This window comes from Ruminococcus sp. (genome assembly GCF_024691275.1).
Taxonomy (GTDB): domain Bacteria; phylum Bacillota; class Clostridia; order Oscillospirales; family Ruminococcaceae; genus Ruminococcus.
Genome location: NZ_JAILNU010000009.1, coordinates 79293 through 93501, shown reverse-complemented (window position 1 = coordinate 93501; position 14209 = coordinate 79293). Strand labels below are relative to the sequence as shown.

Sequence of the window (14209 nt, the reverse complement as noted above, 5' to 3'; positions counted from 1 at the left end):
TCAGAAAGGATCGTCAGCCTTCGTTGTTTTATACTGTATATATCCCATTTTTGTGTTCTGATCTTGTTTTTGCCTGATATTCTGTGTAATTAGCCCCTCTGCGTTGCTCGCAGAGGGGCTTTGTGGACAGGCTGAAAGGCTCCCGTTCGGGAGCCTTTCATGATATTTTTACTGTTCGGGTGTTTCCTTCTCAACGAGAGCTTTAAGACCTGATGCAAGACCTGCCATACCCTGTATCTCACTTGGGATAATGATCTTTGTAGCCTTGCCGTCAGCAGCCTTAGCGAAGGATTCGAGAGCCTTGAGCTGGATAACTCTTTCGTTAGGATTAGCGTTATTCAGCTTGATAAGGCTTTCTGCGAGAGCTTCCTGTACCATTTCGATAGCTTTTGCTTCACCGGTAGCCTCAAGTATCTTCTGTTCTCTTACAGCGTCAGCTCTGAGGACCATTGCCTGCTTCTGAGCCTCAGCTTCGAGGATCTGAGCTTCTTTCTTAGCCTGTGCGCGAAGGATCTGTGATTCCTTTTCACCTTCTGCAACGAGGATCTGAGACTTCTTGTCACCTTCAGCCTGAAGGATCTTCTCACGGCGCTCACGCTCAGCCTTCATCTGCTTTTCCATAGCGTCCTGGATCTCACGGGGAGGAATGATATTCTTGAGCTCTACACGCTCAACCTTGATTCCCCAGCGGTCTGTAGCCTGGTCGAGGATAGCAGTGATGTTTGTATTGATTGTGTCACGGGAAGTGAGAGTTGAGTCGAGTTCCAGCTCACCGATGATGTTACGGAGAGTTGTAGCAGAAAGATTCTCAATAGCAGCGAGAGGTCTTTCAACGCCGTAGATATACTGCTTTGCGTCAGTGACCTTATAGAATACGACAGTATCTATCTGCATAGTAACATTATCCTTTGTGATAACAGGCTGTGGCTTGAAATCAACTACTTTTTCCTTGAGTGATACCTTGCCTGCAATGCTGTCAATGAAAGGAACAAGAACGTGAAGTCCTGTCTCCCATTCAGCATGGAATGAACCGAGACGCTCAATAACGAAAACGTGAGCCTGTGGAACGATTCTGAAGCATCTTATGATAAGTATCAGAAGAGCAATGATAACAAATAAAATAATAAATCCGCCTATGTCCATTTGTAAATACCTCCAAAACGTTAAATATACAATAGTCTAAGATCATTCGGGCTTTACGATTAATTTAGCGCCCATGACCTTTACGACGATAACGATAGTACCTTCAGGTATCGTTTCGCTTTCATTTTCAGGAACAGCACTCCAATTGACCCCGTTTAAAGTGACTCTTCCTGTGCCTTTTTTGCTGCTGATGGTCTCTATTACTGTGGCGTGTTTTCCAACGTCGAGCTCGGAATTAGTAGCAACGAATTTGTTGTTTCTCCAGCTTCTGAGCATCGGGAAGCTTAGTAACAGGAAGACAGTTGAGGAAATAATGAATATTCCCAGCTGAAGTATCGCAGGAATGTCATAGAAATACGATACTATCATTGTTACAAAAGCACCTGCTGCAAGCCAGATGGAAACGAGCTGAACAGTGGCGACTTCCGCAATAACAAAAGCAACTACAGCAATTGCCCATATCAGTACGTTCAAGGCAAGATCCCCCTTTCACAAAAATTTGTAGTAATCCCTACGAATATTATTATATCACCAAAGTGTGAATTTTTCAAGTAGGTTTAGAAACAAAATGGTAATATTTTTTATTCGCAGAGTATAATCATATGATTTTTTTAACTTCTGTATACGCCATGATATAGGGAGCAATGCCCTTTGCGTCATTTTCAACGACTTTTTCGCTCAGGTAGTATTCCGCAGAGCCGTTGCGGTGATTTTCTCCGCCGAGGCCTCCGACGAGGCAGATATTTCTGAGGACAGGCACATCTTTGGTATTGTCGATGAATTTTTCAGTGACGGTGCTGAAAGTGCGCAGACCTGCCTGACGTATATCATCGCCGCACACTCCGAGTCTTGCAGCTTTCAAAGCTGAATATGCATACAGCAGAGAACCGCTTGTTTCAGGGTAATTGCCCTTCATATCCTTATGTATCGGCAGCTGAAGGAGCATACCTTCGTCATCGCAGTATTTTGTGATATCATGGAGCAGCTCGCTGAGGTTATTACTGCAAAGATCGGCATTAGGCAGTATCTCGCACACATCGGCGAGAGCTGCACACAGCCAGCCGTTTGAACGAAGCCAGAATTCGGGAGAAAGACCTGTTATCTTGTCCGCCCAGCACATAGTGCTGGTATCATCGTAGCCGTGGTAGTACAGACCCGTTTTAGGGTCGCGTGTGATCTTTCTTACGTCGAAGAACTGCCTTTTTACGTCCTCGATGACTCCGCGTGTATTGTAAAGCTTGCCGTATTCTGCCATAAAGGGGAGTACCATATATACGCCGTCTATCCATATCTGTTCGGGGTATATGGCTTTGTGCCAGAAGCTTCCGCAGCTGAGTCTAGGGTGTCGGATAAGCTGTTCCTTCCAGATCTTTTCAAAGCCGAAGCGATAGCGTTCCTCACCTGTGAGCTTCCAAAGCTTCATGAGGTTTTTAGCACCGTTGATGTTATCGAGGTTATAGTCGGCGCAGTTCATAGTCGGTATGCTGCCGTCCTTTTTAACATAGGCGTTGGTGAATTTTATGGAGTAATCGAGAAGTCTCGGATCGTTGTCGAGGTCATAAAGCATGAGCAGGGCAGTTATCATGCAGTTATCAACATAGTTCCATTTGGGAGCTTTGTTGTATAAAATGTTCTCCATGTTCCATTTGGGTGCGAGCGGGTCTGATTGAAGAATGAGGTTGTCGATATATTTATTGATTATAGACTCGGATCTGTTCATCCTGAGAGACCTCCTGCGGTTATACCGCTTACAAATTTTTTCTGAGCAATGGCGAAGACGGCGACGGACGGTATCAGTCCTATCACAGACATCGCAATTATCTTACGCTGTTCGTATCCCTGACCTGTGCTGTCTGCTGACAGGCGCAGAGCAAGTGAGACAGGGTACTTTTCCACTGAATTGATTATTATCAGCGGATTGAGAAAGTCGTTCATAGTCCACAGAAAAGAGAAGACCGCGATTGATATGACAGCAGGTCTGATGCAGGGGACAAGAACGAAGAATAAAGTCTTTAGAGTACCGCAGCCGTCGATCCTTGCAGCTTCATCGAATTCACGCGGGATATTCCTGAAAAACTGTATAAGTATGAAGACGAAGATCCCCTCGCTTGCAAAGAGTGCGGGAAGCGTCAGCGGTATATATGTGTCGATAAGCCCGAGAAAGTTCCAGAGCTTATACAGCGGCATGACAGTGACGATGGACGGCATGAACATACCGCATATCAGCAGCGAGAAGAAGAACTTTTTCAATGGGAAATCGAATCTTGCAAATCCGTATGCAACGAGGACAGAGGACAGGACTGCGAAGGCAGTTTTGGGAATAATGATCATGAAGGTATTCATAAAATAATGTCCCATTGAGTACGGTGTTACGGTCTTCCATGCATTTTTGTATACTTCCGTGTCCAGCTCCCTCGGCATGAAACACAATGAAGAGAATATCTCCTCATCGGACTTGAAGGAAGCTCCCAGCAGCCACAGAAGCGGATAGAGCATGATCGTTCCGATGACCGCAAGCAGAATGTAAAAAAGGAGCTTTTTCATCTTTGCTCCTCCCTCATTTTAGCGGTGAGCTTGTACATTACATATACAACTGCTGCGATAAGCACAAAGAGCAGCCATGAAATAGCATTTGCCATGCTTTCATCGCCGTATCTGAACATTTCGTCGTAAATCAGCATACCAACTGTTCTGGTGCTGCTGAGGGGACCTCCGTTTGTAAGTATATACGGAGCATTGAATTCCTGCATTGCAGCGATGATCTGAAGTATAAGGTTTAAGAAGATAACGCTTTTCAGCTGGGGGAGGGTTATTGAGAAGAATGCCCTTATATTCCCGCAGCCGTCTACCTTTGCTGCGTCGTAAAGCTCTTTCGGTATATCCCGCAGAGCAGCGAGAAAAATCACCATAGTAGAGCCGAATTCCCAAAGTCTCAGAAGCACGATGATAAAGAGCGAAGAATCGGGATCGCCGTACCAGCTTACAGGAGAAATCCCGACCGTTCCCAGAAGCTGATTAACAAGTCCGCCGGTTGTAAAAAGGTACTTCCACATAATGATAACAGCAAGGTTCGCACCGAGTATGGACGGTATGTAGAAGACAGTGCGGAAGAAACCGATGCCTTTCAGCTCGACATTCAGCAGCAGAGCCACAAGCAGTGAAATTATCAGTTTCATCGGGACGAGCAGAGCGGCATACTTCAGAGTAATGCCAATGGCTTTTCCAAGATCGTCATTGCCGAGCATACTGCGGAATGCAGATAATACCGAGTGATCGCGGCTGCTTGCGAATCCTGTAATGAACGACGAAACGAAAGGGTAGACTATAAACAGGAAGGCTCCGACAATGAAAGGTGATATGAGTACAAGTCCCGTGGCTCTGCTTACTCCGACGGGATTTCGGTATGAATTCTTTTTCATTTTCTGATATTCTCCAGGTACTCGCTGACAGAGCCGTACATAAGTTTTGCAGCATCGGCTGTATCGGCAGTGCCGTATGAAACAGATTCGATCGCAGCATTGTAGAACGATTTCATTCGCGGAAGTTCCATATACGGGCTTATAGTAAAGGTATCCGCAGCATTGAGTATATCGCTGGACTCCTTTGCGAGACCGTTTAGGCTGCCGCTTTTTTCGAGAGCAGCTTCTGTGTAATGTGAAGCAGGAATGCCGCGTGTAGTGCCGAGTATTTCTGCACATTCCTCATCGTTGAGCATGAAATTGAGAAAGGCAGCGGCTTCGTCAGGATATTTTGTATGACTTGAAACGGCATACATGATAGACGGTTTTATCATCCAGCCGCTGTTATTGCCGTCCTCGTCTGCAAGCAGCGGACCTGTTTCAAGTACTCCGTCCGGCAGGACAGATTCGTACTTTCCGACGGCGCTTCCCCATTCGAGAACGCCTGCGACATTTCCGCTGATAAATTCAGACGACTGATACAAAGCCGCATTGCCGTCCTCGTCTGTACGAGCTCTCACGGAGCGTATCACATGATTTTCTTCAAGCTCTTTGTAGAAGTCGAGAGCGGTTTTGATATCGTCTTCGGAGAAGCCGAGACTTCCGTCGGGGGATATGAATTGTCTGCCTGTTTTTTGCTGTACATAGACAACAGCGAGATACCATGCAGTGCTGCCTGACTGGATATCGAGGTCGATAGGATAGATGCCCTCAGAGCCGAAAGTATTGCCGAGAGCGATGAGTTCGTTCCATGTTTCGGGATAACCGACACCGAGGGAACGGAATACATCAGAGTTATAGAAAAGGCATCTTCCGCTGACAGAAACTGTCACTGCATTAAGTATGCCGCTGACTTTGCCGAAACCGAGCACATTGCTGTCAAAAGCAGAAAGGTCAAGGAAAGCTCCCAGCGTTCCGAGGTCATAGAAACTTTTTCCGTCGGGAGACAGCGTTACGAGCCAGTCATAGTTTATCTGCATGATATCGGGCTCTGTGCTGCTGTTGACCTGAGATGCGACTTTTTCGGTCCAGCCGTCCCAGCCGCCGTACTCGGGGACGATTGATATCTCGGGGTACTTTTTGCTCCAAAGCTCTATAGCTTTCAAAGTAGCATCGTGTCTGTCATCTCCGCCCCACCACGAAAAGCGCAGTGAGCACTTGTCGAGTTTGCCGTCGGGGGCAGTAACAGAGCTGCTTTTTTTATTCCCGCAGGCAGAGAGCGAGATCGTGCAGCAGAGGATCGTGGTCATTAAGAAAAGCTTTTTCATACTCTCAGCTCCTCTATATAAATGATGTAATGTAATTATACATCATTATCTGTTAAAAATCAATACAAAAATAGCAAAAAGCAACAAAAAAGCTCTCTTATGAGAGCTTTTTGTCAGATACTGCTTTTTATCCTGCTGATAGCACTTTTTTCAAGACGGGACACCTGTGCCTGAGAGATGCCGATCTCATTGGCGACCTCTACCTGCGTTTTACCGCGGAAAAAACGGAGATACAGGATATTCCTTTCGCGGTCGCCGAGACCGCGTATAGCGTCACGTATAGTAAGTTCGTCCATGCGGCTTTCAACGTCGTTCATATCGCTTATCTGATCCATAATAAACAGATTATCCTCCGAGTCGGAATACACAGGCTCATACAGAGAAACAGGGTCGCTGATGCTTTCGAGAGCTATTACGACATCTGCGCGTTTTTCGCCAATATCCTCAGCTATTTCTTCGATCTGGGGTTCTCGCTGCATTTTTATGGTAAGGCGTTCTTTTGACTGTATAGCCTTGTAAGCAAGGTCGCGCAGGGAGCGGCTCACCTTTACATGGCTCGAATCCCTGAGATAGCGCCGCAGCTCACCGCTTATCATTGGAACACAGTAAGTTGAAAAGCGCACCTCTTTTGTGAGGTCGAAATTATTGATAGCTTTTATAAGACCGATCACGCCTATCTGGAAGAGGTCGTCGATATCCTCTCCGCGTCCCGCAAAGCGCTGTATTACGCTCAGCACCAGCCTGAGATTGCCGTTTATGAGTTTGTCGCGGGCTTGTTTGCTGCCTGTTTTGCGTATTTCCTTCAGCAGTGCAATTTTCTCATCTTCCTTGAGAACAGTGAGTTCCGCTGTATTGATGCCTGCGATTACGACTTTGTTATATGCCATAAATAATATCCTCCCGTGATAACAGGTTATGAGGATATTATTGCCGCTGCGGCGGGAAGTAATCACCGGAAAAAAATGGCAAAAAAACAGCAGCCCGAGCTGCTGTCCGTTAAAGTATCAAATTATTTTACGTAGTCTATGAGTTTGCCGAGACATAGCTCAAAGCAGCTGCCGTACCATGTTTCTTCAAGATGCGGGACAGTAGCTTCGATGCAGTCAAGGGTGAAACGCACTGCGATATCGAGACACTGCTGGATATCCTTCCCGAGAGCACAGGCTCCCGTGAAAACGCTTGAAAAGATGTCGCCTGTACCGTGAAAACGATAGTTCACGTTATTGTCGAAAGAGAAGTAGAATTTATCGGCTGCTGAATCATAAGCGGCAGCTCCTTGTTTTTTGTCATCGTAATGCACACCCGTGATGACGGGAGTCCTGCAACCGAGAGCGGCGAGCTTTTTCAGCACATCTTTTACATAAGCTTCATCATAGGTCTCGGTATATGGGATATCGAGCAGGAATGCGACTTCTGTCATATTTGGCATGATAAAGTCCGCTTTTGAGCATAGCCTGCGCATTTCCGCAACGAAAGACGGGGTGAAGCCGGCATAGAGCCTGCCTGCATCGCCGAGGACGGGGTCAACGATTATGAAGTTGTCATTTCTGCCGAAGTCATCGAAGAAGCGTGAAACGATCTCCACCTGTTCCTGTGATCCGAGATAACCTGTATAGAGCGCATCAAATCGGAGATCCATAGTTTTCCAGTGTTCGGCTATAGCAGGGATATCACTTGTAAGGTCGCGGAAGGTGTAATTCTTAAAGCCTTCGCCAGTATGAGTTGAGAGCACAGCTGTAGGTATTACGGCAGTTTCAATGCCCATGGCTGAGATAATAGGCAGTGCCACAGTGAGAGAGCATTTGCCAAAACAGGAAATATCCTGTATGGAAACGATTTTTTTCATGTACATCATTCTTTCAGTAATTAATCATCACTACCGATTATACCGCAATCAAGTTGCTTTGTCAATACAAATTATACTGTGCAGCAGGGGCATGAGAGCGGAATTTTCACGCTAATATTTTACTTTTAAGCTGATGTGTCGGCAAATGATTTATAATTTGCAGCTGTAATAATACCTTAACACCTGCCTGAACCTATACTTTTTACTATAAACAAATTCACAAAAATATTTTTTTTGTACATATTGCATTATTCACAAAAATATGTTATAATAAGAAAAAACTATGATGAGGAGTGAGATGATGAAAGAAATACTTAACGAGCACCTGACGGGGGAAAGGTCGCTATTTCAGACCAGCGGACTGAGGATCGTGAACACTGTTTTTGAAAATGGTGAATCTCCGCTAAAGCACAGCAGATATATCGAGATCGAAAAAAGCAGATTTAACGGTATGTATCCGCTGTGGTACAGCGAGAGGATAAAGCTCACTGATTCTGAGATAAGCGAAAACGGTGTCGCAGCAGTATGGTATGCTTCGGAAGTGACCGTGAACGATACTACCATAAATGCGCCCAAATGCTTTCGCCGCTGTCACGGGGTAAGCCTCAGAAACGTAACTTTCACAAACGGTGACGATTCCTTCTGGAAATGTCAGAATATCCGCCTCAGCAATGTTAAGGTCATGGGGGAGTATTTTTGCATGGACAGTGACGGTATGGAGATCACCGCGCTTGATCTCAAAGGTGATTTTGCCTTTGAAAGTGCAAGAAACCTTACTCTCCGCGGTTCTGTCATAACGTCAAGGGATGCTTTCTGGAACTGTGAGAATATAGTCGTGTACGATTCAAAGATAACCAGTGAGTGTCTGGGCTGGAATTCGCGCAATATCACATTTGTGAACTGTACCATTGAAAGTCATCAGGGAATGTGCTTTGTGAAGAATCTTGTGCTGAAGAAATGTACGCTCCCGAATACAGACCTTGCCTTTGAGTATTCAAATGTAAATGCCGAGATAATCGGCAATATCGACAGTGTAAAGAATCCTGCGGGCGGACTTATCAAGGCAGACTCTATCGGCGAGACCATACTTGAGATCGAGAATGTTGACGTATCGAGGACAAAGATAATCTGCGGAGAATAATTCCGCAGCAAAATGATCGGAAAAAAGAGCGTTCTATGTGAGCGCTCTTTAAATTTGCTCAAAAAGTCAAGACATTTCTGCGCAAATATGATATTATAGATACAGAGGGAAGACTTCCTGTCCGGACAGATGAGTGTGAAGGGAGAGAAGATGCATGAAGAATTTCTGTATATTTGCAGACGCGCTTGAATATATCGAACAGCGGCTGTGCGAGGAAATAACTCAGCAGGAAATAGCTGATGCGTGTTATTGCTCGCTTTCTGCATTGCAGAAGATATGGCGCTGCTGCTCGCATACGAGCATAAAAGAGTACATATCGCGCCGCAGACTTGCCAACAATGCTAAAGAGCTGTTAAACGGCGAGAAGAGCATAACTGAGATAGCCTTCATGTATCAGTATAATTCCCCCGAAGTCTTTACGAGAGCATTTGCTAAAATGTGGGAAGTACCACCATCAAAATTCAGGGAAAAATGGAGAAATTCAGGACTTTTTCCGCGTTTTATAGCAGATAGCAGATGTACAGGAGGAAAATATATGGGAAGAAAAGTTGATATTACCGAATTATATGATTTTCTGCGTTCAAAGTCTGATACATATGTATTATGCTTTGATGTCAGGAATCTCCTGCCTATAAACGATAATTTCGGCATGAAAGCAAGAGATGCGGTGCTTCTTGAGGCGTTCAGGAGACTTGATGAGGCTGCATCTGACGATATGGCAGCTTTCAGGATAGGCGGCGATGAATTTGCGGTCATAACTGGTCTCAGCGATCCGTGTGAAGTCGAGAACTTTGTGGAGAAGGTGATCGCGCAGAATGGAGTGCCGATAGTTTTTGAGGGGACTGAGATACCGGTAGCATTCAGAGTCGGTGCGATAAAGTACAAAACAAGGCCCTTCAGATATGATGAGCTGTTCAAGAGCCTGCATGACACATTGCAGCAGTCTCAGAGCGGCGATAAAGTTGATTTCTATGGTGAATAAAAGAAAACCTGCACTTTTCAGTGCAGGTTTTTGCCGTTAAGAATACTGCAATTTTCACATTGTAAGCGTTCATAACAGAAAGTTTACCATGCGTCTGTTGCTATTTTAATAATTATATGTTATAATTACTTAGAAATGAGAGCGAGTGTATCTCTTGCGATAAGGAGCTCTTCATTTGTAGGAACGATCCATACTTCGATCTTTGAATCAGGTGTAGAGATCTTTGTGAGCTTGCCTCTGATAGAGCGGTTGAGCTCTTCGTCGATCTTGATTCCGAAGTAATCCATGTTCTTGCAGGCAGCTTCTCTTACTTCCCATGAGTTCTCACCGATACCGCCTGTGAAGAGGATAGCGTCAACGCCGTTCATAGCAGCTGTGTATGCACCGATGTACTTCTGGATCTCGTATGTGAGCATATCAGAAACGAGCTGAGCTCTCTCGTTGCCGTTGTTAGCAGCTTCCTGAATGTCGCGGTTATCAGAACCAACGCCTGAAACTCCGAGGAAACCTGACTTCTTGTTCATGTATTCGCTCATCTGTGAAGGTGTGAAGCCGTGCTTGTCAGCAACGAATGTTACAGCAGACGGATCAACAGAACCTGTTCTTGTGCCCATAACAACGCCGTCAAGAGGAGTGAATCCCATAGATGTATCTACAGACTTTCCGCCGTCTACAGCTGTGATGGAAGAACCGTTGCCGAGGTGACATGAGATGATCTTGAGATCCTTAACGTCCTTGCCCATAGCATCAGCAAGAGCCTTGGAAACGAATCTGTGAGATGTACCGTGGAAGCCGTACTTTCTTACGTGGAGCTTCTCGTAGTCCTCGTATGGAAGACCGAACATGAAAGCCTTCGGAGGCATTGTCTGATGGAAAGCTGTATCGAATACAACTACCTGAGGAACGTTTGCGGGGATAACGCTCTTGCAGGCTCTGAGAGCGAGAGCATGAGCGTGGTTATGAACAGGAGCAAGCTCACGGAGCTCATCTATTTTATCAATAACTTCATCTGTAACGAGAACTGACTTGTCGAAAACATCAGCACCCTGTACTATTCTGTGTCCAACAGCGGAGATAGCGTCCATGCTGTCGATGACCTTTGCATCACCTGAAGTGAGAGCCTCGACGAGCTTCATGAAAGCTTCTGTGTGTGTCGGGAAAGCGCAGTCCTCATCGAGAACTCTGCCGTCAGCGGTTTTGTGGTTGATATGACCGTCGATACCGATACGGTCGCAGTTGCCCTTTGCGATAACGCTTTCATCGCTCATGTCGATGAGCTGATATTTAAGGGAAGAGCTTCCTGCATTAACAACTAAGATTATCATACATACAATTCCTTTCAAAAATAATTTTGCATATATTATTATATACTATTTTTTGAAAATTGCAAGTCTTTTTTCAAATTTAGGCATACGTCTGTAATGTTTTTCGTTGATATGCAGTTGAAAGCCTGCTGTTGACTGTTACAAATACAACAAAAGAGAATGAAAAACACGGATTAAAATGTGAACATAATGAAAAATCTGAAAAAATCATTGAAATTTATGAAAAGAGGTAGTAAAATGAAAGTCAGCGGTATCATATGTGAATATAATCCCTTCCATAACGGTCATCTCTATCACATCAGAGAAACGAGGAAAAACGGTGCTACCCATATCGTCGCCGTAATGAGCGGAAGCTTTGTTCAGCGCGGCGATACAGCTGTCATGGACAAGCTCGAAAGAGCTCGTCTTGCGGTGCGTTCGGGTGCAGACCTCGTGATAGAGCTGCCTGTGCAGTATTGCCTTTCGTCAGCCGAAAACTTCGCATCGGGCGCAGTCTACCTTCTTAACGCCCTCGGCGCAGTTGATGAGCTTTCATTCGGGAGCGAGTGTGGGGACACTCAGAAGCTTCAGAAAGCAATGGAGACAGTTGGTGTGACAGCAATGTCTCATGCGGACGAGATAAAGGGCATTATGGAGAAGGGATACACATATCCCCGCGCATTGAGTTCAGTCGTGAACGGCATCGACCCTGAAGCAGCGTCCATAATCTCCGAGCCGAACAATCTTCTGGCAATAGAGTATCTGAGGGCACTGAAAAGATTCGGTTCTTCAATAGAGCCGTTTACGGTAAAGCGCGTCAGCGCGGAACATGACAGCGGCAGGACCGAGAACGGTTTTGCAAGCGCGTCGTATATCCGTGAAAGGATAGAGAAAAGAGCAAATGTAAACGAATTTACGACAGCTGAGTGGGCTGAGGCGATAAAGTCCGCCATATCGAGAGGCGAGATAGCTTCACTCAGTCGTCTTGAGCGTGTGATACTCTATAAACTGAGGAGCAGCTCGGTTGAGGAGATATCGCAGATATATGATGTGGGACAGGGACTTGAACACAGGATCTACGGAGCAAGAATGGCGGGCTCGCTTGATGAGCTGCTGTTCACGGTCAAGACCAAGAGATACACCATGGCAAGGATCAGGCGGATAATGCTTTCGCTGCTGATAGGAATAACCAAGGAGGATATGAAGAAACTTCCGTCCTATGGCAGGATACTTGCTTTCAACGAACGTGGCAGGGAGATACTGGCACGAGCTAAGGATTCAACAAAAATACCGTTTGCTTCGTCTATTGCCAAGCTCTCGCAGCTGGGCAGTGCAGCCGAGCGATTTGCAGAGCTTGAAATACGGGCGTCAGATATTTACGGTCTTGCACTTGAGACCGTTACATCTGCACAGAAGGATTACAGAGCAAAAATAATGATAGATATGGAGTAGAACGGATGAAGGGCGATCTTTTACGCAAAACGGCTTATGCAGCCGTTTCACTGGCTGTACTTACATCGTGCGGCACAAGAGTCAGACTTGTTGAGAATGACAGTTCGATAAGCTATTCATACTCGAAAATCAAGGAAATGGCAGGAAATAAGATCGCAAAAGAGCTGTCGGACGATGTGTTTGAACTTGATATCAGCATCAAGGAAGGTGAATCTTTCCCCAACAGGTATATTATCGAGAACTTCAATGCAGTTATGCAGAGACCCGAGCTGCCTACGGGCTGCGAGGTCACAGCGCTCTGCGAGGACTTGAACTACCTTGGTTTCGATATCGACAAGGTGACGCTTTCCGACGAATTCATGCCAATGGACAATAATGGCATATATACTATGCGTGAAGCATACATAGGCGACCCAAAGGTGGAGGAGGGTTTCGGCTGCAGCGCTCCCGTGATCGTGCAGACTGCTGACGATTACTTTGAGTCGATACAGTCTCCGTGCTATGCACTTGACCTTACGGGAATATCCCTGAAAGAAGTGCTCTATCAGGTCGCACAGGGCAGACCAGTCATTGTCTGGAGTACCATCGACCTCATAGAAACAGCTGCAAATTATGTATGGACAACCTATGACGGTGAGGAGATGTGGTTCAACGATTTCCAGCACTGCGTAGTGGTATACGGTTACGACATCGACCAGAATACTGTATGTATTGCCGATCCGCTTTCGGGAAATATCAACTGTGATATGCAGAGGTTCACGGAGGTGTACGACCTCATGGGCAAGCAGGCAGTGCTGATATGCGGCGATTCACAGACAAAGGGAAAGTTCGTTCCCCGTGAGGACAAGCCTCAGTCTCCCGTGCTGAGCCGCAATAAAGCAGAGCGTCAGGCAGCGGTTGAACAGTAAATAAACGCGGAAGGACAGAAATGATTTGATAAAAGGCGTGATTTTTGATCTTGACGGAACGCTGCTCGACTCCATGACGGTATGGAGCAGCATCGACCGCGAATTCCTCATGGAAAACGGTATAAGCGACCCGCCTCCCGAGGTGTCGGACGTTGTAAAGAAGATGACCGTGGACGAGTCGTCGCAGTATTTCATCGACCGCTTCGGGCTGAGCTGCACCAAGGAATACGTCATTTGGCGCATAGAGGACATGGTTCGGCAGCGCTATGAGGATCAGATACCGCTGAAGCCTCACGCCGTTGAAATTCTGGACTTCCTTGACAGTATCGGCATACCTTACGGCATCGCTACCGCTACATACAAGGGACTCGCAGAAGCGGCGCTGAAACGCTGCGGAGTGTATGACAGGTTCAGGTTCCTGCTTACGGACGTTGAGTATCCGAGCGGCAAGAACTTTCCAGATATCTTTGTAGGCGGAGCAGAGCGTCTCGGAGCACTTCCTTCCGAAACGCTTGTTGTGGAGGATTCGCTTCATTGCATCGAAACCGCAAAGGCAGCAGGCTTTCCCGTGTGTGGAGTGTACGACCCCGTTGCCGAAGCAGACAGCGGACGCATAAAGGAGCTTTCCGACTTTTACGTGAGATCACTTGATGAAATAATAAATATATTCAGGGCGAACTGAGTTCGCCCATGCTGTTTTCAAAGGA

At 46.1% G+C, this 14209-nt stretch carries 14 protein-coding genes; 5 read left to right on the top strand and 9 right to left on the bottom strand.

The genetic code is table 11. The features are described 5' to 3' along the window. Nucleotides 1-168: 168 nt before the first annotated feature. From K6G33_RS01485 to K6G33_RS01450, 8 genes are all read right to left on the bottom strand, one after another. Nucleotides 169-1143: an SPFH domain-containing protein gene (locus tag K6G33_RS01485; protein WP_367270447.1), complete on the bottom strand. Its 975-nt coding sequence runs from the start codon at nucleotides 1141-1143 to the stop codon at nucleotides 169-171. A 42-nt stretch (nucleotides 1144-1185) separates the two neighbouring features. Further along, the gene (locus tag K6G33_RS01480; RefSeq protein ID WP_296775464.1) at nucleotides 1186-1617 is read right to left on the bottom strand and encodes an NfeD family protein; all 432 of its coding nucleotides are present in this window, start codon (nucleotides 1615-1617) and stop codon (nucleotides 1186-1188) included. A 124-nt stretch (nucleotides 1618-1741) separates the two neighbouring features. Continuing rightward, nucleotides 1742-2863: a glycoside hydrolase family 88 protein gene (locus K6G33_RS01475; protein ID WP_296775463.1), complete on the bottom strand. Its 1122-nt coding sequence runs from the start codon at nucleotides 2861-2863 to the stop codon at nucleotides 1742-1744. Then, entirely contained in the window at nucleotides 2860-3687 is an 828-nt protein-coding gene (locus K6G33_RS01470) for a carbohydrate ABC transporter permease (RefSeq protein WP_296775461.1), read from the bottom strand. The genes K6G33_RS01475 and K6G33_RS01470 overlap by 4 nt, the downstream gene beginning before the upstream one ends. Further along, nucleotides 3684-4562, bottom strand: a complete 879-nt coding sequence (locus tag K6G33_RS01465; RefSeq protein ID WP_296775459.1) for a carbohydrate ABC transporter permease — start codon at nucleotides 4560-4562, stop codon at nucleotides 3684-3686. Before K6G33_RS01465 ends, K6G33_RS01470 begins: the two co-directional genes overlap by 4 nt. Beyond that, nucleotides 4559-5869, bottom strand: a complete 1311-nt coding sequence (locus K6G33_RS01460) for an ABC transporter substrate-binding protein (RefSeq protein ID WP_296775457.1) — start codon at nucleotides 5867-5869, stop codon at nucleotides 4559-4561. Before K6G33_RS01460 ends, K6G33_RS01465 begins: the two co-directional genes overlap by 4 nt. Nucleotides 5870-5982: 113 nt before the next feature. Next, the gene (locus K6G33_RS01455; RefSeq protein WP_296775455.1) at nucleotides 5983-6756 is read right to left on the bottom strand and encodes a SigB/SigF/SigG family RNA polymerase sigma factor; all 774 of its coding nucleotides are present in this window, start codon (nucleotides 6754-6756) and stop codon (nucleotides 5983-5985) included. 122 nt (nucleotides 6757-6878) lie between these two features. Further along, nucleotides 6879-7715, bottom strand: coding sequence for a pyridoxamine kinase (locus tag K6G33_RS01450; protein ID WP_296775453.1), 837 nt, complete (start codon nucleotides 7713-7715; stop codon nucleotides 6879-6881). A gap of 301 nt (nucleotides 7716-8016) precedes the next feature. Between K6G33_RS01450 and K6G33_RS01445 the strand changes: the two genes are divergently transcribed. Both K6G33_RS01445 and K6G33_RS01440 read left to right on the top strand, forming a co-directional pair. Continuing rightward, entirely contained in the window at nucleotides 8017-8856 is an 840-nt protein-coding gene (locus tag K6G33_RS01445; protein WP_296775450.1) for a DUF3737 family protein, read from the top strand. A gap of 154 nt (nucleotides 8857-9010) precedes the next feature. Continuing rightward, nucleotides 9011-9838, top strand: coding sequence for a helix-turn-helix domain-containing protein (locus K6G33_RS01440; RefSeq protein WP_296775449.1), 828 nt, complete (start codon nucleotides 9011-9013; stop codon nucleotides 9836-9838). A 125-nt stretch (nucleotides 9839-9963) separates the two neighbouring features. On the opposite strand, the gene K6G33_RS01435 is transcribed toward K6G33_RS01440, so the two are convergent. Next, complete coding sequence (locus tag K6G33_RS01435) at nucleotides 9964-11163, bottom strand: acetate/propionate family kinase (RefSeq protein WP_296775446.1); 1200 nt, start codon at nucleotides 11161-11163, stop codon at nucleotides 9964-9966. A gap of 237 nt (nucleotides 11164-11400) precedes the next feature. Here K6G33_RS01435 and K6G33_RS01430 point away from each other — a divergent pair, with 237 nt between their 5' ends. The 3 genes from K6G33_RS01430 to K6G33_RS01420 are packed head-to-tail and all read left to right on the top strand — an operon-like array spanning nucleotide 11401 to nucleotide 14184. Continuing rightward, nucleotides 11401-12594 carry a nucleotidyltransferase gene (locus tag K6G33_RS01430; protein ID WP_296775443.1) on the top strand — a complete coding sequence of 398 codons (1194 nt, stop codon included), beginning with the start codon at nucleotides 11401-11403 and terminating at the stop codon, nucleotides 12592-12594. 5 nt (nucleotides 12595-12599) lie between these two features. Further along, entirely contained in the window at nucleotides 12600-13502 is a 903-nt protein-coding gene (locus tag K6G33_RS01425; protein ID WP_296775441.1) for a C39 family peptidase, read from the top strand. Between the two features lie 25 nt (nucleotides 13503-13527). Beyond that, nucleotides 13528-14184: an HAD family phosphatase gene (locus tag K6G33_RS01420; protein ID WP_296775439.1), complete on the top strand. Its 657-nt coding sequence runs from the start codon at nucleotides 13528-13530 to the stop codon at nucleotides 14182-14184. The last annotated feature ends 25 nt before the right edge of the window (nucleotides 14185-14209 follow it).